We start from the raw sequence: 26,203 nt of genomic DNA on the forward strand, positions 1-26,203 counted from the left end.
AGTTATCTTCGCCCAGAAGATGATCATCGCCAAGTGCAACAAAGCCCGCAAAGTGGTTATCACTGCCACCCAGATGCTGGACTCCATGATCAAGAACCCGCGTCCGACCCGCGCCGAAGCTGGTGACGTGGCCAACGCCATCCTGGACGGTACCGACGCAGTCATGCTGTCCGGTGAATCCGCCAAGGGTAAGTACCCGCTGGAAGCCGTGACCATCATGGCCACCATCTGCGAGCGTACCGATGCCGTGATGCCGTCCAACCTGTCTGCTGCCAACGACAGCAACAAGCTGCGCATCACCGAAGCCGTATGTAAAGGCGCCGTAGAGACCTCCGAGAAGCTGGACGCCCCGCTGATCGTGGTCGCTACCGAAGGCGGCAAATCTGCCAAGGCCATTCGCAAGTACTTCCCGAAAGCCTGGATCCTGGCGATCACCACCAACAAGAAAACTGCTGCCCAGCTGGTTCTGACCAAGGGTGTGGTTGCTCACGTGGTTGACAGCATCGCCTCTACCGACGATTTCTATCGCATCGGTAAAGAAGCCGCGCTGGAAATCGGCATGGGTCTGAAAGGTGACGTGGTTGTGATGGTCTCCGGTGCTCTGGTACCGAGCGGCACCACCAACACCGCTTCTGTTCACGTTCTTTAATCAGAGCTGAACGAGTTGAAAACGGCGCCTGCGGGCGCCGTTTTTTTTGTCCCTCCCCCCTGCTTACCTGACAAGCCCGGTGTTAGAATCCACGCGAATTTAATCTATGCGGGAAATCTCCCGAATATCGCGTAATAACCCGGAAGTTATATGCCCTCAATACGTTTTAAAAGAGTCTCGGCCACCCTATTGCCGCTGCTCTGTCTCCTCGCCAGCCTCTGCGTGCCGCAAGCCATGGCGCAAGATGTCCCCTCTCGCAACGCAGTTCAGCGAGCGCTGGATGGTCTGGGTAAATCAGAGACCCTGACCGTCAGTCAGCAAGCGGATCAGAAGTTGCTGACCGAAACCCTCGGACTGCTCGACAGCATCGACAAGGAAGAGGCGAAGGCCAAGACCCAGGCCCAGCGGATCCGCAACCTGCCCACCGAGCTCAGAGAGATCAGTGCCAAGCTCGATGCCCTGACCAAGGGCAAGAGTGCCGAGCAGATCAAGAGCGAATACGCCAGCATGAGTCTGGCAGAGCTCGACAGCCGTCAGCCGGAAGTGCTGGCCAACATGCAGGCGGCCCAGGAGGCCCTCGGCGCCATCGGCAGCCAGCTCACCAGCTTGCAGACCCTGCCGGAGCGGGCCCAGGCCAGCATGAGCCGTGCCTACCAGCGCAGTCAGGAGATCCGTACCCGCCTCAACGCAGGTGAAAGCGTCTCCAGCGCCGAGAAGATGAAGCTCGGTGCCGAACTGGCCCTGCTCGACCTGCAACTGGCCCACCTGCAAAAGGAGCTGGATAACCGTACCAGCATGCAGGATCTGGCGATCAAGCAGCGCGACTACCAGAGTGCCCGTCTCGCCAGCGAAGAGCAGAAACTGCAGCTGTTGCAGGATCAGAGCAGCGCCAAGCGCCTCGGCGACACCGAAAAAACCGCCGAGCAGACCGGTGAACTGGTGGCGACCGAAGACAGCCCGCTGGTGCAAAAAGAGCAGGAGCTCAACCACCAGCTCAGCCAGCAGCTGATCGGTGCCACTACCAGCCTCAACTCGCTGGTACAGAAAAACCTGCAAGCCAAGAGCTGGCTGGAGCGCGGCATCCAGACCGAGCGCAACCTCAATGAACAGGTGCAGATGCTCAAGGGCAATCTGCTGCTGTCACGCATCCTCTATCAGCTCTACCAGCAGTTGGAAGCGGCGCCCACCATCGCCGTCAAAAACCTGGAAGAGCAGATCGCCGATCTGCATCTGGCCCAGTTTGAACTGAGCCAGCAGCGTGACCAGCTGTTCCAGAAGAACCTCTATCTGGACAATCTGATCGCCGGCAGCAAGGATCCGGTCAGCGAGGAGGACAAGGAGAGCCTTGCCAAGCTGCTCGACACCCGCATCAATCTGCTCGATCAGCTCAACCGCCAGCTCGACAGCCAGCTTACCAACGCCATCAGCCTGCAGCTGACCCAGCAGCAGCTGGCGCGGGTCTATGCCTCTATCGAATTTACCCTGCAGCAACACATCTTCTGGGTAAGCAGCAACAAGCCCATCGACAGCAAGTGGTTTATCAGCTGGCCCGCCCAGGCCTACAAACAGGCCTCCGACTGGGTATTGAAACCGGACTGGAAACGCTGGCGCGAAGAGCTCTTGGGGATCTCCCTGCTCGCCTTCCCGCTGCTGCTGATCGGCGGCCTGCTGGTCTGGAAACGTCCGGCGCTGGTTGAGCGCGAGAAGAAGATCACCAAGGACCTTGGCCGTTTCCGTCAGGACAGCCAGTGGCACACCCCGCGCGCCCTGCTCTATACCGTGCTGCAACGCCTGCCGGGCAGCATGTTCATTCTGGCTGGCGGTCTGCTGCTCACCTACTGCGGTCTGCTCAGTCCCAAGCTAATGTTCCAGATCACCCTGAACCTCGCCCTCGGTTATCTGGTGTTCAGCGTCTATCTGGCGGTGATGCGCCCGGGCGGCATCGCCGAAACCCACTTCCGGATCCCGAAAGCGGAGCTGCAGGCCAAGCGCAACAGCATGCGCTACATCTGGTTGCCACTGCTGCCGCTCATCATGCTCGCGACCAAGGCGGTGGTTGAACCCTCCACCCTGGGCAACGACGTGATCGGTCAGGCCATGACCCTGACCCTGCTGGGGCTGGCCGCCTATCTGGTGTTCCCCATCTCCCGCGCCCGCATCAAGGGCGAGGCGAGCATGCAGAAGTCGCTGATTGCCATTGCCCTGGCGCTGGCACCGGTGGCGCTGATCGTGCTGGCGATGCTCGGTTACTACTACACCGCGCTGAAGCTGACCGGTCGCCTGATCGAATCCTTCTACCTCATCATCATCTGGAGCCTGGTCTACCGCACCGCCCTGCGTGGTCTGGAGCTGGCAGCACGTCGTCTGGCCTACCGCCGTGCGGTGGCCAAGCGTGAGCACAAATCTTCGGAAGATGCGGAAGGTGGCGAGTCCATCGAAGAGCAGCCCATGGATCTGGAGGATGTCAGCCAGCAGTCCCTGCGTCTGACCCGTACCGTGCTGATGCTGATCTTCGGCGTCGCCTTCTACTGGCTCTGGTCCGATCTGGTCGCGGTCTTCTCCTACCTCGACAGTATGGTGCTGTGGCACCGCAGTGAAGGCACCGGCGCCAACGCCGTGCTCTTCCCCATCAGCCTGAGTGACGTGCTGATCGGCTTCCTGCTGCTCGGCGGTGCCTGGTCACTGGCGCGCAACCTGCCGGGCTTGCTGGAGGTGCTGGTGCTCTCCAAGCTCAACCTGGCTCAGGGGACCGCCTACGCCATCACCACCATGCTCAACTACGTGCTGATCGGCTTTGGCTCCCTCACCGCTCTCTCCATGATGGGCGTGCAGTGGGACAAGCTGCAGTGGGTAGCGGGTGGTCTGTCAGTCGGTATCGGTTTCGGCATGAAGGAGATCCTCTCCAACTTCGTCTCCGGCATCATCATCCTGTTCGAGCGTCCGGTGCGGATCGGTGACACCGTCACCATCGGCTCCTTCTCCGGTACCGTCTCGCGGATCCGCATTCGCGCCACCACCCTGACCGACTTCGACCGCAAAGAGGTGATCATCCCCAACCAGCAGTTGATGACCGAACGGCTCATCAACTGGTCGCTGAGTGACACCGTCACCCGGGTGATCGTACGGGTGGGCGTGGCGTATGGCTCGGATCTTGAACTGACCCGCACCCTGCTCAAACAGGCGGCCGACGAAAACAGCCGCGTGCTGAAAGATCCGGCCCCCATCGTCTACTTCCTCACCTTTGGTGCCAGCACTCTGGATCACGAACTGCGCTTCTTCGTGAGCGAACTGGGAGACCGCAACCCGGCGGTGGACGAGTTGAACCGCAAGATCGACCAGCTGTTCCGCGAGAACGGCATCGAGATCGCCTTCAACCAGATGGATGTCTACATCAAGAACATGCAGGGCGAAGAGCAGAAGGTGGAGTCCAACTCCGCCGCTCTGCCACCTCCCGCGGAAGATGGCAAGCAGCCAGCCTGATAGCGAACTGCATGAATCTGTTGGCAACAGCCGCTCGCCCAGGTGAGCGGCTTTTTTATGCCCAGTTGAAGATAGAGACGGCTATCCACCGCCAGCATGGCTGGCCGCCGCACAACAAGCAGCCACCACTATTGATAAAATATAAAGAGAAATAAAAGTCTAAAAACAAACACTTGCCCTACACCACTACTTACCGCATGGATGAAACCTGCGCCCTTCTCCCCTCACCGCGCCCCCCATACTGCGCTCGCTCCGGCTCCCGGATTTTTATAACTTTTTTTAATTTTATTTGAGTGTCCTCTTCATCCTGACCATTGCAAAGTGGCGCCATTCCAGCGCCGGGCACTGTGACCACCGTCCGGCTGACACCGACTTGCTCATTTGATAATTGAAAGGATCCGAGAGATGAAACACTCCTTGATGGTAATGGGGTTGGCCGCCAGTCTGGCATTGAGCGGCTGCCAGAATATGGATACCAAGAAAGTCCTGATAGGTGCAGCTGCGCTGGGTGCCATCGGCGCAGCTGGCTATTACGCCGGGAAAAAGCACAGCGATAACAAACACGAGCATGATGGCCAGCATGACGATAGCGATGACCAGCATATGGCCACCAGCAAGATGCCCCGTTACTGCTCGGGGGAAGCAGCCAGCAAATTCCATGTCTCCCCGCGCGATATCACCACCGAGTCGGCAGAAGAGAGTGGCCACAGATACAAGGTCTATGGCCAGTACGAGACCGACGATGATGCGGTCGACTTTACCTGCACCTTCAATCACGACGGTCGCTTCCTCTCGGTCGTTCGCAGCTGATTGACCAGCGGTTACAGCCAATTCACTACTGGCCCCCCATACAGGACACACACGATGAAACAGCAACGCAGCATGATCGCCAGCCTCATTGCGCTGGCCCTGCTTGGCCTGGCCCCATGCGCCGGTGCCGCCAGCGGCCACTCCGGGGTGGATCTGGCCAGCATGGATAACAGCGTGCGCGCGGCGGACGATCTGTTTCGCCACGTCAACGGCAACTGGCTGGCCCAGACCCGGATACCAGATGACCTGCCGAGGCAGACCATCGGCAATCTGCTGGCGGACAAGTCGCTGGAGGATCGCAAGGTGTTGCTGGAGGAGCTGCTTAAGCGCCCGCAACAGGCCGGAACCCCTCGCCAACAGATCGCCGATCTCTACGCCAGCTATCTGGATCAGGCCGGACGGGATGCCAAAGGGCTGACCCCCATTCAGCCACTGCGCGACGAGATCATGGCCATCCATGATGGCGCCTCGCTAGCCACCTACTTTGCCCGGGTCAGCAAGCTGGGGGGCGGCGCTCCCTTTGGTATCGGGTTCATGGCCGACAAGAAGCAGCCTGACAGCTACGGGATCTACCTGCAGCAATCCGGTCTCGGTCTGCCGGATCGGGACTACTACCTGAAAGCAGATGCCGCCAGTAAGGCTCTGCGGGCCAGCTACGAGCAGTTCATTACCGCCCTGCTCAACCATGCCGGCGTCGAGGGGGCGAGCGAACAGGCCCATCGCATTCTGGCGCTGGAGACCCGGCTCGCCAGCCTGCAGTGGGACAGAGTCAAGCGGCGGGATGACAACCTCACCTACAACAAACTGCCCATCGCCCGCCTCAGTCAGTTGCTGCCCACATTGGATTGGCAACGCTACCTGGCAGAGGCCGGTATCGCCGGGGAAACGGAGATCATCGTCAGTGAGCCGGACTATCTGGAGAAGCTGACCGCCGTGATGCAGGAGACCAGCATCGCGCAGTGGCAATCCTACTGCCTGTTCCATCTGCTACGTACTTATGCGCCCTATCTCGACAGCCAGAGCAATGCCCTGCACTTCGCTTTCTACGGTACGACCCTGAGCGGCATCCCCCGGCAGCGGGAGCCCTGGAAGCAAGCCATGGAGGTGCTGGACGACTATCTGGGTCAGGCGGTGGGCAAACTCTACGTGGAGCGCTACTTCCCGGCCGAAGCCAAGGCACAGATGGCAACCATGGTGCGCAATCTGATCGCCGCCTATCGCCAGGAGATCGGCGGGCTCGACTGGATGTCTGCCCCGACCAAACAGCAGGCGCTGGCGAAACTGGAGAAGGTACGGGTCAAGATCGGCTATCCCGACCAGTGGCAGGATTACAGCGCAATCGAGATCCGTCCCGATGATCTGGTCGGCAATGCCCAGCGCGCGGCCACGGTGCGTTACAACGAGCACCTTGCCCGCCTCCATCAACCGGTGGATCGGGAGGAGTGGTTCGACAATCCGCAGACGGTGAACGCCTACTACAACCCGAACAACAACGAGATTGTCTTCCCGGCAGCCATACTGCAACCGCCCTACTTCGATCTGAAGGCGGATGATGCGGTCAACTATGGCGCCATCGGCGCGGTCATCGGTCACGAGTTGAGCCATGGTTTCGATGATCAGGGGGCCAAATTCGATGGCAACGGTGCCTTGCACAACTGGTGGGCTCCGGCCGATCTCAAGGAGTTCACCGCCAGAGCGCAAAAACTGGCGAAACAGTACGACCGTTTCGAGCCCATCAAGGGAGAGCATGTCAATGGCCAGCTGACCCTTGGCGAGAACATCGGCGATCTCGGTGGCCTGACCACCGCCCACAAGGCGTACCAGCTCGCCCTGGGCAACCGCCTGCCAGCGGTGCTCGATGGCTTTACCGGCGAGCAGCGATTCTTTATCGGCTGGGCACAGGTGTGGAAAGGGAAGTACCGGCCCGAGCTCGCGGCCGTTCTGCTCAAGACAGATCCCCACTCGCCGCTGGAGTACCGGGTCAACGGCGTCGTCGTCAATATGCCGGCCTTCTATAGCGCCTTTGCCATCAAGCCGGGAGACAAGCTCTATCTGCCACCTTCCGAGCGCGTGAAGATTTGGTGACCACCAGCAGGGGCCCTGGCCCGAAAAGCTCCAGCAGATGGACCACCTCCACCTGAGCTGAAGATGACCGACATAGGGAGTGTCTGTTTTACCCTGCCTGGTTTTTCCAGACCCACATGTGCCTGACCATGTGGGTTTTTTTGACCCTTTTGCTCTGCCCCTTCTCCCCGGCCTGCCCAGCTTTCACCCGATACGGCCACGGCAAACAACTCCACCGTTTTTTCGCCTTTGCCATTGGCTGAAAAACCGGCGGCGGAACCGCTATAAATCGGTTTACCACCAAACAGGTCTGACCTATGGTAAAGCATGTAAAAGATGCATCGTGGAGCCGCTTTTCCTATGAATGACCGAGAACTGCAACAGATCCTGTTTCGCTCCTTCGATGTGATCCCGCTGCCTATTCTGGTGTCCGAATCCATTGCCCGTCACGATGGCAGCTCACCCGACATGATCCCGCAGCGGCGCCACCGCTTCCTGAATAAGGCCTTCATTGAGCAACTGGGCTACAACCTTGACGATCTGCCGGACATGGCCTCCTGGTTTCAGGTCGCCTACCCGGATGAAGGGTATCGCCGCACCATCATCGACTCCTGGCACTCCCAGGTAGAACAGAGCTTGTCGCAAGGGCTGGAGGTCGCCGAGATGCCTGCGCTGATCCGCTGCAAGAGCGGTCAGTCGCGCTGGTTTATCGTCACTGCTCAGCTGGGTGCCGATGCCATCCCGGATGGCCATATCGTCACTTTTCGCGATATCCACGACCTGCAGTGTATGGTGGAAGAGGTGAGCCGCCTCTCCTGCACCGATCCGCTCACCGAACTGACCAACCGGCGCGGCGCCCAGCAACAGCTGCAGAGCCTTTGGTTGCAGGGTGAGCCCCTCTCGGTGGTGTTGGGAGATATCGACCATTTCAAGCAGGTCAATGACCGCTACGGCCACCCTGCGGGTGATGCCGCGCTCTGCGCCGTCGCCCACGCCATGGCTGGCCAGCTGTTGCCGGGGGAGAGTCTGGCCCGTTGGGGCGGGGAGGAGTTCCTGCTGATCCTGCCTGGTTGCGATATTGAACAGGCGGCACGGCGCGCCGAACAGCTGCGCCAGCATGTCAGTACTACCCGATTGCCATGGCAGGGGAAGCAGCTATCCCTCACCATCAGTCTGGGGTGTGCCAGCATGAAGGGGCAGGAGAGCATCGACTATCTGCTGATGATGGCAGACCGGGCCCTTTATCAGGCCAAGGATCAGGGCCGTAACCGGGTTGTCATCTCGACAGAATAGAGGGATCACCAGAAAGGGAAGCCGACTCGCGGTCATAAAAAAACCGAAGCACAAGGCTTCGGTTTTTTACTGCGCAACTGGCGTGAAGCCAGCCGGGCATTACTTCTTGATACGGATAACCGGGGTCTCGCCCACAGTCACGGCACCAGTCATTTTGATCAGCTCTTTGATCTCGTCCATGTTGGAGATGACAACCGGAGTCAGGGTAGACTTGGCTTTCGCCTCCAGAACGGCCAGATCGAACTCGATGATGGTGTCGCCGCGCTTGACCTGTTGACCTTCCTGAGCGATACGCTTGAAGCCTTCGCCTTTCAGTTCAACGGTGTCGATACCGAAGTGAACGAACAGCTCGATACCGGAGTCGGATTCCAGAGAGAACGCATGGTTGGTCTCGAAAATCTTGCCGATGGTACCATCGCACGGAGCAACCATCTTGTTGCCAGCCGGCTTGATGGCGATACCGTCACCAACGATCTTCTCGGCGAAGACAACGTCAGGCACATCTTCGATCGGCACGATTTCGCCAGACAGCGGAGCAAAGATTTCGATGCCGCCGGTGTCAGAGCTATCGTCGGAAACCAGTTTCTTCAGTTTATCAAACAGACCCATATAAAGCTCCTAGAGATGATTTGTCGCTGTTTGCAGCCGATCTTAGCAGACTGCCTTCTGCTTAATAAAGTTATCTACGCATGCTTCGATTTCAGCGGCGGTGGCAAAGCTCAGTGCTTGATCAGCCATTGCCTTCACATCTTCGAAGTTGGTGTTGCGGATAAGCTTCTTGATACGCGGTACAGAGATGGCGCTCATGGAGAACTCATCCAGACCCATACCCAGCAGCAGCAGGGTAGCGCGCTCGTCACCAGCCAGTTCACCACACATACCGGTCCACTTGCCTTCGGCGTGGGACGCATCGATAACCATCTTGATCAGGGTCAGGACGGAGGGTGACAGCGGGTTGTACATGGCGGAGATCATCTCGTTACCACGATCGACAGCCAGGGTGTACTGGGTCAGGTCGTTGGTACCGATACTGAAGAAATCCACTTCCTTGGCCAGATGATGAGCCATCACGGCAGCGGCCGGGGTCTCGATCATGATACCCACTTCGATGGATTCATCAAAGGCTTTGCCTTCGGCACGCAATTCGGCTTTCAGCGTCTCTACGGTAGCTTTCAGGCTACGGAACTCTTCGACAGAGATGATCATCGGGAACATGATGCGCAATTTGCCGAAGGCAGAGGCGCGCAGAATGGCCCGCAGCTGAGCGTGCATGATGTCTTCGCGGTCGAAGAAAATACGCACGGCACGCCAGCCCAGGAAGGGGTTCATCTCTTTCGGGAAATTCATGTATGGCAGCTCTTTGTCGCCGCCAATGTCCATGGTACGCACGATGATCGGCTGATCCGGCATCGCTTCGGCCACTTCTTTGTAGGCTTTGAACTGCTCTTCTTCGGTCGGCAGCGCGTCACGGTCCATAAACAGGAACTCGGTACGGTACAGACCCACGCCTTCGGCGCCATTGCGGATGGCACCTTCGGTATCCTTGACGGTACCGATGTTGGCGCACACTTCGACCTGGTGACCATCCAGCGTGATGGCAGGCAGATCTTTCAGCTTGGCCAGCTCATCTTTCTCGGCCTGGAACTGAGCCTGGAACTTCTTGGCTTCGGTCAGCTGTTCAGCGGTCGGATTGATGATGATCTGGTTGTTGATCGCATCCAGCACCAGCATATCACCGTTCTTGACGCGCTCGGTGATGTCGTTGGTGCCTACCACGGCCGGCAGCTCAAGAGAGCGGGCCATGATGGAGGTGTGAGAGGTACGGCCACCGATGTCGGTGACGAAACCCAGCACATATTTCAGGTTGATCTGAGCAGTTTCAGACGGGGTCAGGTCTTTGGCGACCAGGATCACCTCTTCGTCGATGGTGCTCAGGTTGACAACGGCGATGCCCAGTACGTTCTTGACCAGACGGGTACCGATGTCACGGAAGTCGGTAGCGCGTTCGCGCAGATAAGGATCATCCAGCTCGGCCATCATCTTGGCGTACTGTTCGATCACCTCATAGATGGCTTTGTCAGCGGAAGCCTTGTTGTCTTTGATGAAGGATTTGATATCCCCTTCCAGCTCCTCATCTTCGAGCAGCATGATGTGGCCTTCGAAGATGGCCTCTTTTTCCTCACCGAAGGTGCGACCGGCCATCTCTTTGATGGCTTCCAGCTGGGCAGCTGATTTGGTACGAGCTTCGAGGAAACGGTTGATCTCGGCATCAATCTGGTCAGCAGAGATTTTGCCCTGATTGATAACGATTTCATCTTCTTTAAGAAGAAGCGCCTTACCGAATGCGATACCGGGGGACGCAAGAATGCCAGATATCATAATCCTTCCTATTAAAACGACTGTGGGGGAGGAATCTAAAGCTGGATTACTCCAGCTCGTCCATCAGGGCAACCAGCTTCTCAACAGCTTGCTGAGCATCCGGGCCGTCAGCCTGGATAGTTACGTTGGTACCCTTGGTCAGGCCCAGGGTCTGCAGCTTGAACAGGCTCTTGGCGCTGGCGGACTTGCCACCGGAGACCACAGTGATCTCGCTTTGGAATTCTTTGGCTTCTTTCACGAACTGAGCTGCCGGACGGGTGTGCAGGCCGTTTTCAGCAGTAATAACAACAGACTTCTCGTACATGGTTTCACCCCATATTATTGATATTTTTTGGTGGGTTGGTCGTTTTTGAAGCAACCTGACCCACCGTGTCAGTATGGATATGTTGTAAAGTAACGAAAGCAGACCCGCAATGGTTTAATCCAGGTCAAGTTTCTGTGCAGTAATCGGCGCGCTGGTTGGCAATTTTCAGTTATTGGGCTACAAGCCGCATCAGGACTGGCCTGAAATTATTTTATAACGAAAAATAACACTTTGTTACTTTGTGATACCCAGCCAGCAAACACCGCGTGACGCCGCACAGGATATGAGATTTAGAGCGGAATGTCTGCTTTTTTTCTCACTCCGGAACTTGTTATTTTACCCCAAAAAATAAGGATCAAGTGACACTAACAGGGGTTGAGTCTAGCCCATAAAGAAGCGGCGCTCCTGGGAGCGCCGCTGTTTTGAAAGATTCCGATCAGTTATTGCTGCAGTTCCTGCTCGCTGAACACCCCGGCAAACAGGGCGCTGGAGAGGTAACGTTCCGCCGCACTCGGCAGGATGACCACAATGGTTTTGCCCGCAAATTCCGGCAGCTCGGCCAGACGGCTGGCAGCCACCACCGCAGCACCGGAGCTGATACCGGCCAGGATCCCCTCCTCCTCCATCAGGCGGCGAGCCATCTCGATGGCTTCGTCACTGGTCACCTTCTCCACCCGATCGATGAGGGAGAGGTCCAGGTTGCCCGGGATAAAGCCGGCGCCGATCCCCTGGATCTTGTGGGGGCCCGGTTTGATCTCTTCCCCAGCCAGCTTCTGGCTGATGACCGGCGACTCGGCCGGTTCGACCGCGACAGAGACCACCGCCTTGCCTTTCGTCTGCTTCAGATAGCGGGAGACCCCGGTAATGGTGCCACCGGTACCGACCCCGGCCACGAACACATCCACCTCACCGTCAGTGGCATCCCAAATCTCGGGGCCGGTGGTCTTTTCGTGGATCTCCGGGTTGGCCGGGTTTTCAAACTGTTGCAGCAACACATACTTGCCCGGCTCGGATTCGAGGATCTCGTTGGCCTTGGCAATGGCCCCCTTCATGCCGAGCGGCCCTTCGGTCAGCACCAAATTGGCACCGAGCGCCTTGAGCAGCTTGCGGCGCTCCAGACTCATGGTTGCCGGCATGGTCAGGGTAATGGGATAGCCGCGAGCAGCCGCAACAAATGCCAGAGCAATACCCGTGTTGCCGCTGGTGGGCTCGATGATCTCCTTACCCTTGGTCAGGATGCCACGCTTCTCGGCATCCCAGATCAGGTTGGCGCCGATCCGGCACTTGACGCTGAAGCTGGGGTTGCGGCTCTCGATCTTGGCCAGCACGCGGCCTTTGGTAACACGGTTGAGACGAACCAGCGGGGTGTGACCGATAGTCTGGCTGTTGTCCTCAAAAATTTTGCTCATGGTGCTATCCCTGTGTTTGTTACGACGATGAAACAAGATTACCCTGTGGTTTCTGAATGAGAAGTGACTATTCGTTATAACCATATGGTATTACAACATATAGATCTTATTCTCTCTGGCCCCTGACTCTGGGCGCCAATCGTCAAAGGAACCGACGTTATGGGATTTTCAGGAAGCAGACAGTATCTCGCCTCCGATGCATTGAAGATGGCGGTCAATGCCGCCATCACCCTCGAAAAACCGCTGCTGATAAAAGGGGAGCCAGGCACCGGCAAAACGGTGCTGGCAGAAGCGGTCGCCGACCATCTCGGCACCGATCTCATTGCCTGGCATATCAAGTCCACCACCAAGGCCCAGCAGGGACTCTACGAATATGATGCGGTGGCCCGGCTGCGCGACTCACAGCTCGGCGATCCCAGAGTGGCCGATATCAGCCACTACATTCGTCAAGGCAAGCTGTGGCAGGCTTTTAGCGCCGAGCAGCGACCTGTGCTGCTGATCGACGAGATCGACAAGGCCGACATCGAATTCCCCAACGATCTGCTGCTGGAGCTGGATCGGATGGAGTTCGACGTCTACGAGACCGGCGAGCGAGTCAAGGCGCGCCAGCGGCCGGTGGTCATCATCACCTCCAACAACGAAAAAGATCTGCCGGATGCCTTCCTGCGCCGCTGTTTCTTCCACTACATCCGCTTCCCCGACAAGGCCGAGATGCAGGCCATCGTCAAACTCCACTACCCCGACCTCAAGGAGAGCCTGCTTGGCGAGGCAATGGATCTCTTCTTCGAGCTGCGCGAGGTAGAAGGGCTGCGCAAGAAACCCTCCACCTCGGAGCTGCTGGACTGGATCCGCCTGCTCTTGGCCGACGATATCGCCCCCGAGGCGATGCGTGCCCGCGAGCCCGGCAAGCTGGTGCCCGCGCTATATGGCGCCCTGCTCAAGACCGAGCAGGATCTGCATCTCTTCGAGAAGCTCGCCTTTCTGGCCCGGCGCGGCAGCTGACCCATGCTGATCGACTTTTTTACCCACCTGCGCCGCCACAAGCTGCCGTGCAGCCTGCGTGAGCTGCTGGACTTGCACGCCGCACTGGCTGCCCGGCTGGTCGCTGTCGATATGGACGAGCTCTACCAGCTCTCCCGCTGCCTGCTGGTAAAAGACGAGGCCCACTACGATCGCTTCGATCGCGCCTTCGCCGAATACTATGAGGGGCTGGAAGCGATTCCCCTGCTGCCGGAGAGCCTGCCCGAGGAGTGGCTGCGCAAGGAGTTCGAACGGCTGTTGAGCCCAGAGGAGAAGGCGCTGCTCAAATCCCTTGGCGGACTCGACAAGCTGATTGAAACCCTTAACCAGCGATTACGCGAGCAGAAAGAGCGCCACGCCGGCGGCAACAAGTGGGTGGGGACTGGTGGCAGCAGCCCGTTTGGCCACGGCGGTTTTCACCCCGAGGGGGTGCGCATGGGTGGAGAGGGGCAGCACGGCAAGGCGGCCAAGGTGTGGGAGGCCCGTCACTATCGCAACTTCAGCGATGACTCACCGCTTGGCCAGCGCGCCATCCAGCTGGCGCTGCGCAAACTCAGGCGTTGGGTGCGCAGAGGCAATCCCGACGAGCTGGATCTCGACGACACCATAAAAAGTTCTGCCCGCCAGGGCTGGCTCGATGTGAAGCTGCGACCCGAGCGCCACAACGGGGTGAAGCTGTTGGTTTTCTTCGATGTGGGAGGCTCCATGGATGCCCACGTGGCCGAGGTGCAGCGCCTCTTCTCCGCCCTGCGCCACGAGTTCAAGCATCTGGAGTACTTCTATTTTCACAACTGCCTCTACGACTTCGTCTGGAAGGATAACGAGCGCCGCTTTGAGGAGCGGTTCGATACCCTGCGCCTGCTGCGCACCTACGGCAGCGACTACCGGGTGATCCTGGTGGGGGATGCCACCATGGGCCCCTACGAGATCACCTGGCCAGGCGGCAGTGTCGAGCAGTGGAACGAAGAGTCGGGTCAGGTGTGGCTTACCCGCTTGCAGCAGCACTTTCCCAAACTGGTGTGGATCAACCCCACCCCGCGCCGGGAGTGGCTCTGGCATCCCTCCATCAAGCTGATGAATGACGTGGTTGGCGGGCGAATGCACCCGCTGACCCTGGCGGGTCTCGCTGCGGCGATCGACCAGCTGTAACCCTCTCTACCCTATAAACCGACAAGCCGGGAACGCACCCGGCGAGGAGCAAAGATGACCTCTATCGTGATCAGTGGCTCAGGCCTCTATACCCCACCCTTTGCCGTCAGCAATGAAGAGCTGGTGGCTGCCTTCAACCAGTATGTGGATCTCTACAACGAGGAGAACGCCTCTGCCATCGACGCCGGCCAGCTCCCCGCCAAGCAGCACTCCAGCTGCGAGTTCATCGAGAAGGCCTCCGGCATCAAGAGCCGTTATCTGGTGAGCCGCGAGGGGGTGCTCAACCCCGATATCATGCAGCCGCTGCTGGCGGAGCGGCCCGATGAGATACCCTCCATCATGGTGGAGATGGCGGTGGCCGCCGCCGAGCAGGCGCTGATCGCCGCCGGTCGCGAGCCCGGCGAGATCGATCTGGTGATCGTCGCCGCCTCCAACATGCCGCGCCCCTACCCAGCGCTGGCCATCGAGCTGCAGCACTATCTGGGGGCGAGCGGCATGGCCTTTGATATGAACGTGGCCTGCTCGTCTGCCACCTTCGGCATCAAGACAGCCGCCGACATGCTGGCGGCAGGCACAGCCAACGTGGCGTTGGTGGTCAATCCGGAGATCTGCTCGGGGCACCTCAATTTTCGCGATCGCGATAGCCACTTTATCTTCGGTGATGCCTGCACCGCGGTGCTGCTGGAGCGGGAGGCCGATTGCAAGGTGGCCAATCCGTGGCAACTGGTGGCCAGCAAGCTGGTGACCCAGTACTCCAACAACATCCGCAACAACTTCGGCTTTCTGAACCGGCTGAGCCCGCGCACCCGCTACAGCGACGACAAGCTGTTTCGCCAGCAGGGGCGCAAGGTGTTCAAGGAGGTGTTACCGCTGGTGTGCCACCAGATAGCCAACCAGCTCGATGAGCAGGGCTGGCCCGCCGAGAGCCTGAACCGGCTCTGGCTCCATCAGGCCAACCTCACCATGAACCAGTTCATCGGTCGCAAGCTGCTGGGCCACGATGCCAGCCAGCAGGAGGCGCCGGTCATTCTTGATAGCTATGGTAATACCAGCTCGGCGGGTTCCATCATCGCGTTTCATCTGTACAATCGCGACCTTCCTGCGGGGGCTCGCGGCGTACTGTGCTCCTTTGGCGCAGGCTACTCCATCGGTAGCCTGCTGCTGCGGCGCTTGTAATGGCGGGCCTCCCGCCGACATAACAATAACCAGCAACATGGGTGGGAATATGCAGAGGATCACGGGGCGCTGCGCCCTGCACTACGGGGTAACCCTGTCACTCTTTTGTCTCTATGGCTGGCAGGTTTGCCCGTTTCTCGAGAGTCTCACCCTGCCCCAGTTGCTGGGGCCAACCCTGGTGACCTTCGCCATCATGTTCGCCGTGCGCAATTGGCTGCTCTCAAGGCGGCCCCTGCCGCGCAACGGGCTGGACGGGTTTGGACTGGAGGTCGGTTTCTACCTGCTGGGAGCACTGCTGCTGTCGGGCTACAACGCGCTGGCCCACGACTTTCCGCTGGAGAGTCACCTCAAGGTGCTGCTGGGGATGACCACCCTCGGCTTTTTGGTAGCGGCCGACCTGACTCTGGAGCGAGACTGGCATCGGGCCAGAACACGGCAAGCCGAGCAGAGCCTGACACTGAGCCACCCGCTGGCCATGCCGATGCCACGCAAGTTCACCCTCTTTACCCTGGCGACCCTCACCCTGCTGGGGGGCGTCTTCTTCTTGCTGTTCAACAAGGATCTGGAGTGGCTGGTGACGGTGGAGCGCAGCCTGCCGAGGGTCGATGCCCAGCACTACATCCTGTGGGAGATCGCCTTCGTAATGACGGTGACCTTCTGTTATCTCGCCCTCATCATCCACGGTTATGGTCGCAATCTCGGCCTATCCCTGCGCCAGCAGACCAGCACCATGGCCAGAGTGCAGTGCGGTGACTTCGACGCCCGGGTGCCGGTCACCCGGGATGACGAGTTTGGCCTTATCGCCGCCAGCACCAATCAGATGATCGGCGAGCTGAAATCCCGCAGCGACGAGCTCAACCTGACCCGCGACGTGGCTATCCTCGGCCTAGCCTCGCTGGCGGAGACCCGGGACAACGAGACCGGCGCCCATATCATTCGCACCCAGCACTACGTCAAGGCGCTGGCGCAATACCTCAGTCGCAGCGACTGGGATCGCTATCCGCTCGATGACGCCACCATCGATCTGCTGTTCAAATCGGCCCCGCTGCACGATGTGGGCAAGGTGGGCATTCCCGACGCAATCCTGCTCAAGCCGGGCAAGCTAACCGACGAGGAGTTCGCCATCATGAAGCGCCACCCGCAGATCGGAGCCGACGCGCTGGCGAGTGCCGAGGCGCAGCTGGGCTCGAACTCCTTCCTGCGGCTGGCCCGGGAGATCTCCCTCACCCATCACGAAAAGTGGGATGGCAGCGGCTATCCGGCAGGGCTGGCGGGTGAGGACATTCCCCTCTCCGGGCGTTTGATGGCGGTAGCAGATGTCTACGATGCACTCATCTCGAAACGAGTCTACAAACCTGCTTTCAGCCATGAGGAAGCGAAGGAGATCATCGTGAAGGGGAGCGGCAGCCATTTTGATCCCGACATTGTCGCGGCGTTTCTCGCCTGCGAAGCGCAGTTCAGGGAGATTGCCGCGCAGTTTCAGGATCACCACTGAGCAAGTACATGCTGACCAGCTTGCTCTGATGGCTGACAGGGCAACCGGCGTCATAAATTGTACACAAACAGGTCTGACCATGGCCGACTCAGCGCCATGCTGACGGCCTTTGCCACGCCGCGCACATATTGATATTTCCCTTTATTTACAGCTGTTTTTTGTCATTTTGTGATCCGGAGTCGTGCCAATGACGCAACCGGGATCACAAGATGGCAGGAAAAGGCCGCAATTTGCCCTCCGGCGCCAATGATGGCTTCCAATGAAAGCGAGGTTTGCTATCATCCGGAGACATTTTTCATCTGTCGCCGGCTACAAAAGAATACCCTCATGTACACACAGTTCTTCGGCCTCTCGGAACACCCGTTTTCCATCTCGCCCAATCCCAAGTACCTCTATATGAGCGAGCGCCACGGCGAAGCCCTTGCTCATCTCAACTATGGATTGCAGGATGGCGGCGGCTTTGTGCTGCTGACCGGCGAAGTGGGCACCGGCAAAACCACCGTCTCCCGCTGCCTGCTGCAACAGCTCCCCGCCGAGACCGAGATCGCCTATATCCTCAACCCCTCCCTGACCGAACGGGATCTGCTGGCCGCCATCTGCGACGAGTTTCAACTCCCCTATCCCGAAGATGCCGGGATCAAGCGGCTGTTCGACCTTATTCGCGATCACCTGCTGGCCAACCTGGCGGCAGGCAAGCGCAGCGTGGTACTGGTGGATGAGGCGCAGCACCTGCTGCCCGGCGTACTGGAGCAGCTGCGTCTGCTCACCAACCTCGAAACCGACGAACGAAAACTGCTGCAAGTAGTGCTGATCGGTCAGCCCGAGCTGCAACAGATGCTGCGCCAGCCCCTGCTGCGTCAGCTGGCCCAACGCATTACCGCCCGCTATCACCTGCTGCCGCTCTCTCACAGCGATGTGGATGCCTACGTCCGCTTCCGGCTGCAAGTTGCAGGCTGCGTACAACCCATCTTCACCCCGCGCGCCATCAAGACGCTTCATCGCCTGAGTGGCGGCATCCCCCGTTTCATCAACCTCATCTGTGACCGCGCCCTGATCGCCGCTTTCGCCCGTGGCAGCTACAAGATTGTCCACAGCGATATCAGCCAGGCCGCCTTCGAGGTCAATGGCGTTCGGGACGAAGGGAGCTGGGCCTCCGGTCTGATGGTGACGCTGGCGGGCGCCCTGCTGGTGGCCGCAGGCTGGTGGGGCTGGCAATTTTTCGGCGTGTTCCCCACCCGTCCGGTAGTCAAGGTCGAGGTGCCGGTCACCATCGACGAGACTGCCGAGCAGCAGGAGCAGCTGACCGAGGCGATCAATCAGGCCATCGCCCCCGACAGCGCCATGCAGAATCTCTATCGGGTCTGGGGGTATGAACCGGAACCGTTCGAAGCAACCTGCGACAACGCGCCCCGTGCCGGTCTGCGCTGTCAGGAGGGAGAGGCAAGCCTTGACGAGCTGCGCGCCCTGCAGTACCCAGCCATGATCACTCTCACTGACCAGACTGGCGGCCTCTACTATGCGACCCTGGTCAATCTGGGGCCGAACAAGGCCAGCCTGATGATAGGTGACCAGAGCTGGCAGGTGGATCGCCAGTGGCTCAGCGACAACTGGGGCGGCAGCTACACCCTGCTCTGGCGCATGCCGAAAGGGGGCGTCAGCCTGATCGCCAGCAATGCCGGTCAGACCCAGATCCAGTGGCTCGACAATGCCCTGAGCCGTGCGCTGCAACAACCCGAGCGCAAGGTGCGCCGTTTCGATGGCGAGCTCAAGAACAAGCTGCAGCAGTTCCAGCGGGATCAGGGGCTCACCCCTGATGGCATCGCGGGCAGCAACACCCTGCTGCGTCTCAACGCCCTCTCCGGTGAACCCATGCCCAGACTGGAGGAGGCCTCCTGATGTCTACCCTGCTCAAGGCGCTGCGCCGTGCGCAGCAACCACAACTCTCCGCCCATATTCCGGCCATGGGCTTGCCCATGCCCCGGGAAGAGGAGCGCAGCCCACGCCGCATCGGCTGGCTGCTGGCCCCCCTGGCCCTGTTGCTGGGGGCGGGCGCCAACTATGGCTGGCATCTGATCCACCTGCGCCCCATCGAGGAGAAGGTGGAGGTGAAAGAGGTGATCACCCCGCCCTTCGTGCGGGTCGAACCCAAGGCGATGGTGACCCGTCCACTACCCCCACCCCTGCCGGAGCCGGTGGTCCAACCCAGAGCAGTGGCCAAAAACGAAGGAACCAGTCAGGGGAATACCCCCACGCTGAGTCTGGCCGAGCAGCTGATGAAAGCCCTCAATGAAACCCCATTGCAGGAGACGTCACACACCACCGGCCAGAACAACGTGCAACCGGCCCAGTTGATGGCGCTGGGCTCGGCACCCCAATCGGTGCGCCAGCAGGTACCTCAGCTGAGCTATGGCTCTCATGTGTTCTCCTCCAACCCCGCCAAGCGCGCCGTAGTGCTCAATGGCCGGGAATACCGGGAGGGGAGCGAAATCGCCCCGGGGGTCGTGCTCGCTACCATCGACCAGCAATACATAGTGCTGCAGGTCGCCGGACAGAGCGTGACCCTCAAGGCGCTGCAGGATTGGCGAGGATGAGTACGCACCGTACCCTGATGTTTGCTGGCAAGCAGGATGCACCTCACCTGAGTGACACTTTTGTGAGCATTCAAAGCTTTACGGTGTGATGAAATGTCCATTTTTACGGTTTGGCGCGCCCCGACCCGTTGTGTCACAGCACTCCGCCGTACACAATACGCAGCCGCCCCAGAGCCTGGAATTTGTTGATTAATATGACGCTACGATTCAGGGATGACATCTTGACCATGCTGCTGGCCCAGTGCCGGCGGCTTCCCATGACCAGAGTCACCCAGGTGGCCTTTCTGGCACTGCTGATCATGCTGGCCCAGCAGAGCGCCGCCCTCACCTGGCGTCTGCTCACCCTGGCAAGCCCGCAAACCAGCCAACCGTGGCAACCCTCCGCCGTGGCGGCCAACGGCCTGAGCAACCCGCGCCTTGAACTGGGCGAGGTGAGCCGACTGGCACTTTTTGGCAAGGCGATCCCCAAGGCGCAAGCCAAAGCCGCCGTGGCCGCTAATGCGCCGCGTACCCAGCTCAATGCCCAGCTCAACGGGGTGCTGGCCAGCTCGGATCCCGCCAAATCCATCGCCATCATCGCCATGTCCGGCATCCAGAACTCCTACGGGGTCGGTGACATGATTGACGGCACCCAGGCGCGGATCCGGCAGGTCTATCCGGATCGGGTGATCATCGAGCGGGATGGCCGCGACGAGACCCTGATGCTGGATGGCGAGGAGTATGGCAAGCCACTGCCGCAGACCAACACCGCCCCCCTTGGCTCCCTGCGCAGCGAGCTGATGGCCGATCCGGGCAAGATCACCGATTACCTCAATATTTCACCGGTTCAGGTGGATGGCCGCATGACCGGCTATCGCCTCAATCCGGGCAGCAATCCTGAGTTTTTCAACCAGAGCGGGCTGCAGGCCAATGACCTGGCCATCAGCATCAACGGGCTGGATTTACGGGACAACATGCAAGCCATGCAGGCGATGCAGCAGATGGCTGGCGCAACGGAAATGACAGTGACCGTCGAGCGACAGGGCGAACAGTTCGACATCTATGTGCGCTTGTCAGAATAATGATTTGGAGTCGTACCAATAATGACCACTAAAGGGAAAAGCTGGCGTCTGGCCACTATCGCAGCGGCACTGATGATGGCGGGCTCAGCCTGGGCCACCGAATACTCTGCCAGTTTCAAGAACGCCGATATCGAAGAGTTCATCAACACGGTGGGCAAGAACCTCAACAAGACCATCATCATCGAGCCCTCGGTGCGCGGCAAGATCAACGTTCGCAGCTACGACCTGCTCAATGAGGAGCAGTACTACCAGTTCTTCCTGAGCGTGCTCGACGTCTACGGCTTTGCCGTGGTGCCGATGGACAACGGGGTACTCAAGGTGCTGCGCTCGCGGGATGCCAAGACCTCCGCCATTCCGGTGGTGGATGGCAGCAACCCGGGCATGGGCGACGAGATGGTGACCCGGGTCGTGCCGGTGCGCAACGTCTCGGTCCGTGAACTGGCACCACTGCTGCGCCAGCTCAACGACAACGCCGGCGGTGGCAACGTGGTGCACTACGAGCCCTCCAACGTGCTGCTGATCACCGGGCGCGCCGCTGTGGTCAACCGCTTGGTGGAGGTGGTGAACCGGGTCGACCGCGCAGGCGATCAGGATGTAGACATCATCAAGCTCAAGTTCGCCTCGGCAGGTGAAATGGTGCGGCTGGTGACCAACCTCAACAAGGATGGCAACCCCCAGGGTGGCACCGCTTCCCTGCTGCTCTCCCCCAAGGTGGTGGCCGACGAGCGCACCAACTCTGTGGTGGTGAGTGGTGAGCCGAAAGCGCGCGCCCGCATCATCCAGATGGTGCGCCAGCTCGACCGCGACCTACAAAGCCAGGGCAACACCCGGGTCTTCTACCTCAAATATGGCAAGGCCAAAGACATGGTCGAGGTGCTCAAAGGCGTCAGCTCCAGCATCGAGGCCGACAAGAAGGGCGGCGGCGCAACCACAGGTGGCGCCAGCATCGGCGGAGGCAAGCTGGCCATCTCCGCCGACGAGACCACCAATGCGCTGGTCATCACCGCCCAGCCGGACGTGATGTCCGAACTGGAGCAGGTGGTGGCCAAGCTCGATATCCGCCGCGCCCAGGTGCTGGTGGAGGCGATCATCGTCGAGATGCAGGATGGCGACGGCCTCAGCCTCGGCGTCCAGTGGGGCAATGCCAACGGCGGCGGCACCCAGTTCACCAACTCAGGTCTGCCCCTCGGCAGCGCCATTGCGGCGGGCAAGGATTACCAGAATGGCAAGACCGACACCGCTGCCGGTCTGCTGAAAGAGTTCAACGGCATGGCCGCCGGTTTCTATCACGGCGACTGGGCCATGCTGGCCACGGCGCTGGCCTCCAATACCAAGAACGATATTCTCTCCACCCCGAGTATCGTCACCATGGATAACAAGGAGGCCTCCTTCAACGTCGGTCAGGAGGTCCCGGTCCAGAGCGGTTCGCAAAGCTCCACCACCAGCGATCAGGTGTTCAACACCATCGAGCGCAAGACGGTGGGCACCAAGCTGGTGGTGACCCCGCAGATCAACGAAGGGGATTCGGTGCTGCTCAATATCGAGCAGGAGGTCTCCAGCGTCGCCCAGACCCAGGCGACCGGTACCGCCAACCTTGGCCCCACTTTCGATACCCGTACCGTCAAGAACGCGGTGTTGGTCAAAAGCGGCGAAACCGTGGTGCTGGGCGGTTTGATGAATGAGGAGACCAAGGAGCAGGTCTCCAAGGTGCCCTTGCTGGGCGATATCCCGGTGCTGGGCTATCTGTTCCGCTCCACCTCCAACACCACCTCCAAGCGCAACCTGATGGTCTTTATCCGGCCGACCATCTTGCGCGATGCGGACGTCTATACCGGTGTCTCCAGCAACAAATACTCCCTGTTCCGCGCCGAACAGCTGGATGCGGCTGCCCAGGAGGGCTATCTCACCTCGCCCAAACGTCAGGTATTGCCTGCCTATGGCCAGGATGTGATGGTGTCGCCCGAGCTGCAAAAAGAGATCCAGAAGCAGATCAACGAGATGCGGAGCAGACAGCAGAACACTATCGAGACCACCACCCCGTTTGTGCAGAGTAAGCCCTGATGAGTGCCTACCATCTGGATGGAAGCGTCGGGCCTGCGCCACTGCCCGAGCTCCCCTTTGTCTTTGCCCGCAACTTCGGTGTGATCCTGATTGAGCGGGACGGCGCCCCCGTGCTGCAGTGCCGCCCCGGCGTCACCCCGCACGCCCTGCTGGAGGTGCGGCGGGTCGCGGGTTGCAGCTTCGCGGTGGAGCAGCTCGACAACGAGGCCTTCGAAGAGCTGCTGATGGCCCACTATCAGCGCGACTCCTCCGAAGCGCGCCAGCTGATGGAAGATCTCGGCAACGAGATGGACTTCTTCGCCCTGGCCGAAGAGCTGCCCCAGAGCGAAGATCTGCTGGATGCCGACGACGACGCCCCCATCATTCGCCTCATCAACGCCATGCTGAGTGAGGCGATCAAGGAAGAGGCCTCCGATATCCATATCGAGACCTTCGAGCGGGCACTGGTTATCCGCTTCCGCATCGATGGGGTACTGCGGGAGATACTTCGCCCCCATCGCAAGCTGGCATCACTTCTGGTCTCCCGGATCAAGGTGATGTCGCGAATGGATATCGCCGAGAAGCGGGTACCGCAGGATGGCCGTATCTCGTTGCGTATCGGCGGTCGCGCCGTCGACGTGCGGGTCTCCACCATGCCGTCCAGCTACGGCGAGCGGGTGGTATTGCGTCTCTTGGACAAGAACAACGTGCGCCTCGAGCTCAAGCAGCTGGGGATGACCGCGGCCAACCGCACCATCATCAGCGAGCTTATTCGCAAGCCCCACGGCATTATTCTGGTCACCGGCCCGACCGGTTCCGGTAAATCCACCACCCTCTATGCGGCGCTGTCAGAAATCAACTCGCGGGATCGAAACATCCTGACGGTGGAAGACCCTATCGAATACGACCTCGAAGGGGTGGGCCAGACCCAGGTCAACACCAAGGTGGACATGACCTTCGCCCGCGGCCTGCGCGCCATCCTGCGTCAGGATCCGGATGTGGTGATGGTGGGGGAAATTCGTGACCTCGAGACCGCCCAGATTGCGGTGCAGGCATCGCTGACCGGTCACCTGGTGATGTCGACCCTGCACACCAACACCGCCATCGGCGCCATCACCCGGATGCGGGACATGGGGATCGAGCCCTTCCTGCTCTCCTCGTCGCTCTTGGCGGTACTGGCCCAGCGACTGGTGCGCACCCTCTGCCCCGATTGCCGCGCCCCGCGCCCCATTACCGAGCAAGAGCGCCTCGCCATGGGCATCGAGCTTGCCCCCGATCAGCAGGTGTGGCGCCCGGTCGGCTGCGAGTTGTGCAACCACACCGGCTACCGTGGCCGGACCGGCATCCACGAGCTGGTGGTGATCGATGAAGCGGTGCGTGAAGCCATTCACAGTGCCAGCGGCGAGCTCGCCATCGAGCGGCTGATCCGCGGCCACACCCCCAGCATCCGCCGTGACGGCATCGACAAGGTCCTCAAGGGGCAGACCAGTCTCGAAGAGGTGCTGCGCGTGACCCGGGAAGATTGAGATGGCGGCATTCGAATACAAGGCCCTCGACAACAAGGGGCGCAGCAAGAGCGGCGTGATGGAGGGGGATTCCGCCCGTCAGGTACGCCAGTTGCTGCGCGAGCAGGGGCTCACTCCCCTCGAGGTGAACGAGACCACCGAGAAGGCGAAACGGGAAGCGACCCGCTTCGCCCTGTTTCGGCGCGGTGCCAGCACTGCCGAGCTGGCTCTGATCACTCGCCAGCTGGCCACTCTGGTGGGCGCCGGTCTCACCATCGAAGAGGCGCTCAAAGCGGTAGCCGAGCAGTGCGAAAAAGCCCACTTGCGCTCTCTGGTGGCGACCGTGCGCAGCAAGGTGGTGGAAGGTTATTCGCTGGCCGACTCGCTGGGGGCCTTTCCCCATGTATTCGACCAGCTGTTTCGCTCCATGGTGGCGGCCGGTGAAAAATCGGGCCATCTGGAAAAAGTGCTCAACCGCCTCGCCGACTACACCGAGCAGCGCCAGCATATGCGCACCAAGCTGCTGCAGGCGATGATCTACCCCATCGTGCTCACCTGTGTCGCCATCGGGGTTATCTCGATCCTGCTCACCGCCGTGGTGCCCAAGGTGGTGGCCCAGTTTGAACACATGGGCCAGCAGTTGCCGGGCACCACCCGCTTTCTCATCGGTACCAGCGAACTGATGCAGGCCTACGGCCTCTGGTTTCTGCTGCTGCTCTTTATCGCCAGCTTTGTCTGGCGCTGGTGGCTCACCGATGAAAAACGTCGCCGACGCTGGCATCAGGTGCTGCTCGGCCTGCCGGTGATTGGCCGGGTCAGCCGCGGCCTCAACACCGCCCGTTTCGCCCGTACTTTAAGCATCCTCAACGCCAGTGCGGTGCCCCTGCTGGAGGGGATGAAGATCTCCGGCGAAGTGCTCTCCAACGACTTTGCCAGAATGCGCATTCTCGAGGCTGCCGAGCGGGTGCGCGAGGGGACCAGTCTGCGCAAGTCGCTGACCGAGACCAAGATTTTCCCGCCCATGATGCTGCACATGATCGCCTCCGGCGAGCAGAGCGGCGAGCTCGACAGCATGCTGGAGCGGGCGGCGGACAACCAGGATCGGGAGTTTGAATCCCAAGTCAATATCGCCCTCGGGGTGTTCGAACCCATGCTGGTGGTCTCCATGGCCGGGGTGGTGCTGTTTATCGTGATGTCGATCCTGCAGCCGATCCTCGAGCTCAACAACATGGTGAATATGTAAGTTTCCGGTGTTCGGTGGCGCCGCTGGCGGCCCGCCGAACCCACCCAGTGATCACTCTCTGATGGGCCATCCCATCTCATTCGTTACGGAGCAACTCATGAACAAACGTCGTCAATCCGGTTTTACCCTGCTGGAAGTCATGGTGGTCATCGTGATCCTCGGCATTCTGGCCAGTCTGGTGGTGCCCAACCTGATGGGCAACAAGGAGAAAGCTGACCAGCAGAAAGCGGTCTCAGATATCGTGGCGCTGGAAAACGCCCTCGACATGTACAAGCTGGACAACAACCGCTACCCGACCACCGAACAGGGTCTGGACGCGCTGGTGACCAAGCCTTCTATCGATCCGGCACCGCGCAGCTACCGCGATGGCGGCTACATCAAGCGCCTGCCGCAAGATCCCTGGGGCAACCCGTACCAGCTGCTGAGCCCGGGCCAGTTCGGCAAGATCGACATCTTCTCCATGGGTCTGGATGGCGAAGCCGGTACCGATGACGACATCGGCAACTGGAACCTTAAGGATTTCCAATAAGTGATG

Annotated in this window: 20 protein-coding genes; 16 read left to right on the top strand and 4 right to left on the bottom strand. The window is 60.0% G+C overall.

Annotation, left to right across the window (positions count from 1 at the left end):
* The 5 genes from LRL22_RS02530 to LRL22_RS02550 form a co-directional block, all read left to right on the top strand.
* On the top strand, window positions 1–649 hold a 649-nt coding region (locus LRL22_RS02530), incomplete at its 5' end, for a pyruvate kinase (protein WP_270904640.1).
* A gap of 150 nt (window positions 650–799) precedes the next feature.
* Entirely contained in the window at window positions 800–4,129 is a 3,330-nt protein-coding gene (gene mscK, locus LRL22_RS02535; RefSeq protein ID WP_270904641.1) for a mechanosensitive channel MscK, read from the top strand.
* Window positions 4,130–4,534: 405 nt separating this feature from the next.
* On the top strand, window positions 4,535–4,939 hold the full coding sequence (locus LRL22_RS02540; protein WP_019446789.1) for a hypothetical protein: 405 nt from the start codon (window positions 4,535–4,537) through the stop codon (window positions 4,937–4,939).
* A 54-nt stretch (window positions 4,940–4,993) separates the two neighbouring features.
* Entirely contained in the window at window positions 4,994–7,024 is a 2,031-nt protein-coding gene (locus LRL22_RS02545; protein ID WP_270904642.1) for a M13 family metallopeptidase, read from the top strand.
* A 339-nt stretch (window positions 7,025–7,363) separates the two neighbouring features.
* A complete protein-coding gene (locus tag LRL22_RS02550; RefSeq protein WP_270904643.1) occupies window positions 7,364–8,296 on the top strand; it encodes a GGDEF domain-containing protein in 933 nt (310 codons plus the stop codon).
* A gap of 99 nt (window positions 8,297–8,395) precedes the next feature.
* On the opposite strand, the gene crr is transcribed toward LRL22_RS02550, so the two are convergent.
* The 4 genes from crr to cysK form a co-directional block, all read right to left on the bottom strand.
* Entirely contained in the window at window positions 8,396–8,905 is a 510-nt protein-coding gene (gene crr / locus LRL22_RS02555) for a PTS glucose transporter subunit IIA (protein ID WP_005338264.1), read from the bottom strand.
* 42 nt (window positions 8,906–8,947) lie between these two features.
* The gene (ptsI, locus tag LRL22_RS02560; RefSeq protein WP_005350061.1) at window positions 8,948–10,675 is read right to left on the bottom strand and encodes a phosphoenolpyruvate-protein phosphotransferase PtsI; all 1,728 of its coding nucleotides are present in this window, start codon (window positions 10,673–10,675) and stop codon (window positions 8,948–8,950) included.
* A gap of 46 nt (window positions 10,676–10,721) precedes the next feature.
* Window positions 10,722–10,979: an HPr family phosphocarrier protein gene (locus LRL22_RS02565; RefSeq protein ID WP_005338266.1), complete on the bottom strand. Its 258-nt coding sequence runs from the start codon at window positions 10,977–10,979 to the stop codon at window positions 10,722–10,724.
* A 440-nt stretch (window positions 10,980–11,419) separates the two neighbouring features.
* Entirely contained in the window at window positions 11,420–12,388 is a 969-nt protein-coding gene (gene cysK / locus LRL22_RS02570) for a cysteine synthase A (protein WP_005338267.1), read from the bottom strand.
* A gap of 159 nt (window positions 12,389–12,547) precedes the next feature.
* Between cysK and LRL22_RS02575 the strand changes: the two genes are divergently transcribed.
* The 11 genes from LRL22_RS02575 to exeG all read left to right on the top strand — a co-directional run bounded on the left by LRL22_RS02575 (window position 12,548) and on the right by exeG (window position 26,197).
* Entirely contained in the window at window positions 12,548–13,390 is an 843-nt protein-coding gene (locus LRL22_RS02575; RefSeq protein ID WP_270904644.1) for an AAA family ATPase, read from the top strand.
* 3 nt (window positions 13,391–13,393) lie between these two features.
* Window positions 13,394–14,557, top strand: a complete 1,164-nt coding sequence (locus LRL22_RS02580) for a vWA domain-containing protein (protein WP_270904645.1) — start codon at window positions 13,394–13,396, stop codon at window positions 14,555–14,557.
* A 54-nt stretch (window positions 14,558–14,611) separates the two neighbouring features.
* Window positions 14,612–15,733, top strand: coding sequence for a beta-ketoacyl-ACP synthase III (locus LRL22_RS02585; protein WP_270904646.1), 1,122 nt, complete (start codon window positions 14,612–14,614; stop codon window positions 15,731–15,733).
* Between the two features lie 49 nt (window positions 15,734–15,782).
* A complete protein-coding gene (locus LRL22_RS02590) occupies window positions 15,783–17,228 on the top strand; it encodes an HD domain-containing phosphohydrolase (RefSeq protein WP_270904647.1) in 1,446 nt (481 codons plus the stop codon).
* 327 nt (window positions 17,229–17,555) lie between these two features.
* On the top strand, window positions 17,556–19,124 hold the full coding sequence (locus tag LRL22_RS02595) for an ExeA family protein (RefSeq protein ID WP_270904648.1): 1,569 nt from the start codon (window positions 17,556–17,558) through the stop codon (window positions 19,122–19,124).
* A complete protein-coding gene (gene exeB, locus LRL22_RS02600) occupies window positions 19,124–19,819 on the top strand; it encodes a GspB family T2SS assembly factor variant ExeB (protein ID WP_270904649.1) in 696 nt (231 codons plus the stop codon). The genes LRL22_RS02595 and exeB overlap by 1 nt, the downstream gene beginning before the upstream one ends.
* 227 nt (window positions 19,820–20,046) lie before the next feature.
* Window positions 20,047–20,880, top strand: coding sequence for a GspC family type II secretion system variant ExeC (gene exeC / locus LRL22_RS02605; RefSeq protein WP_272546736.1), 834 nt, complete (start codon window positions 20,047–20,049; stop codon window positions 20,878–20,880).
* A gap of 21 nt (window positions 20,881–20,901) precedes the next feature.
* Window positions 20,902–22,941: a GspD family T2SS secretin variant ExeD gene (exeD, locus tag LRL22_RS02610; RefSeq protein WP_270904651.1), complete on the top strand. Its 2,040-nt coding sequence runs from the start codon at window positions 20,902–20,904 to the stop codon at window positions 22,939–22,941.
* Window positions 22,941–24,446, top strand: coding sequence for a GspE family T2SS ATPase variant ExeE (gene exeE / locus LRL22_RS02615; protein WP_270904652.1), 1,506 nt, complete (start codon window positions 22,941–22,943; stop codon window positions 24,444–24,446). The genes exeD and exeE overlap by 1 nt, the downstream gene beginning before the upstream one ends.
* Window position 24,447: 1 nt before the next feature.
* Window positions 24,448–25,668 (top strand): GspF family T2SS innner membrane protein variant ExeF, encoded by a 1,221-nt coding sequence (gene exeF, locus LRL22_RS02620; protein ID WP_100646469.1) that lies wholly within the window; start codon window positions 24,448–24,450, stop codon window positions 25,666–25,668.
* 97 nt (window positions 25,669–25,765) lie between these two features.
* Complete coding sequence (gene exeG, locus LRL22_RS02625) at window positions 25,766–26,197, top strand: GspG family T2SS major pseudopilin variant ExeG (RefSeq protein WP_005338297.1); 432 nt, start codon at window positions 25,766–25,768, stop codon at window positions 26,195–26,197.
* Window positions 26,198–26,203 lie beyond the last annotated feature (6 nt).

The sequence above is a fragment of the Aeromonas sp. PI_26 genome, assembly GCF_027854445.1.
Classification (GTDB): Bacteria; Pseudomonadota; Gammaproteobacteria; order Enterobacterales; family Aeromonadaceae; genus Aeromonas; species Aeromonas veronii.

What these genes read in the sequence shown, in the direction of transcription:
- mscK (WP_270904641.1), top strand. Translation starts at nt 800, where the DNA reads ATGCCCTCAATACGTTTTAAAAGAGTCTCGGCCACCCTATTGCCGCTG.
- LRL22_RS02540 (WP_019446789.1), top strand. Translation starts at nt 4,535, where the DNA reads ATGAAACACTCCTTGATGGTAATGGGGTTGGCCGCCAGTCTGGCATTG.
- LRL22_RS02545 (WP_270904642.1), top strand. Translation starts at nt 4,994, where the DNA reads ATGAAACAGCAACGCAGCATGATCGCCAGCCTCATTGCGCTGGCCCTG.
- LRL22_RS02550 (WP_270904643.1), top strand. Translation starts at nt 7,364, where the DNA reads ATGAATGACCGAGAACTGCAACAGATCCTGTTTCGCTCCTTCGATGTG.
- crr (WP_005338264.1), bottom strand. Translation starts at nt 8,905, where the DNA reads ATGGGTCTGTTTGATAAACTGAAGAAACTGGTTTCCGACGATAGCTCT.
- ptsI (WP_005350061.1), bottom strand. Translation starts at nt 10,675, where the DNA reads ATGATATCTGGCATTCTTGCGTCCCCCGGTATCGCATTCGGTAAGGCG.
- LRL22_RS02565 (WP_005338266.1), bottom strand. Translation starts at nt 10,979, where the DNA reads ATGTACGAGAAGTCTGTTGTTATTACTGCTGAAAACGGCCTGCACACC.
- cysK (WP_005338267.1), bottom strand. Translation starts at nt 12,388, where the DNA reads ATGAGCAAAATTTTTGAGGACAACAGCCAGACTATCGGTCACACCCCG.
- LRL22_RS02575 (WP_270904644.1), top strand. Translation starts at nt 12,548, where the DNA reads ATGGGATTTTCAGGAAGCAGACAGTATCTCGCCTCCGATGCATTGAAG.
- LRL22_RS02580 (WP_270904645.1), top strand. Translation starts at nt 13,394, where the DNA reads ATGCTGATCGACTTTTTTACCCACCTGCGCCGCCACAAGCTGCCGTGC.
- LRL22_RS02585 (WP_270904646.1), top strand. Translation starts at nt 14,612, where the DNA reads ATGACCTCTATCGTGATCAGTGGCTCAGGCCTCTATACCCCACCCTTT.
- LRL22_RS02590 (WP_270904647.1), top strand. Translation starts at nt 15,783, where the DNA reads ATGCAGAGGATCACGGGGCGCTGCGCCCTGCACTACGGGGTAACCCTG.
- LRL22_RS02595 (WP_270904648.1), top strand. Translation starts at nt 17,556, where the DNA reads ATGTACACACAGTTCTTCGGCCTCTCGGAACACCCGTTTTCCATCTCG.
- exeB (WP_270904649.1), top strand. Translation starts at nt 19,124, where the DNA reads ATGTCTACCCTGCTCAAGGCGCTGCGCCGTGCGCAGCAACCACAACTC.
- exeC (WP_272546736.1), top strand. Translation starts at nt 20,047, where the DNA reads ATGCTGCTGGCCCAGTGCCGGCGGCTTCCCATGACCAGAGTCACCCAG.
- exeD (WP_270904651.1), top strand. Translation starts at nt 20,902, where the DNA reads ATGACCACTAAAGGGAAAAGCTGGCGTCTGGCCACTATCGCAGCGGCA.
- exeE (WP_270904652.1), top strand. Translation starts at nt 22,941, where the DNA reads ATGAGTGCCTACCATCTGGATGGAAGCGTCGGGCCTGCGCCACTGCCC.
- exeF (WP_100646469.1), top strand. Translation starts at nt 24,448, where the DNA reads ATGGCGGCATTCGAATACAAGGCCCTCGACAACAAGGGGCGCAGCAAG.
- exeG (WP_005338297.1), top strand. Translation starts at nt 25,766, where the DNA reads ATGAACAAACGTCGTCAATCCGGTTTTACCCTGCTGGAAGTCATGGTG.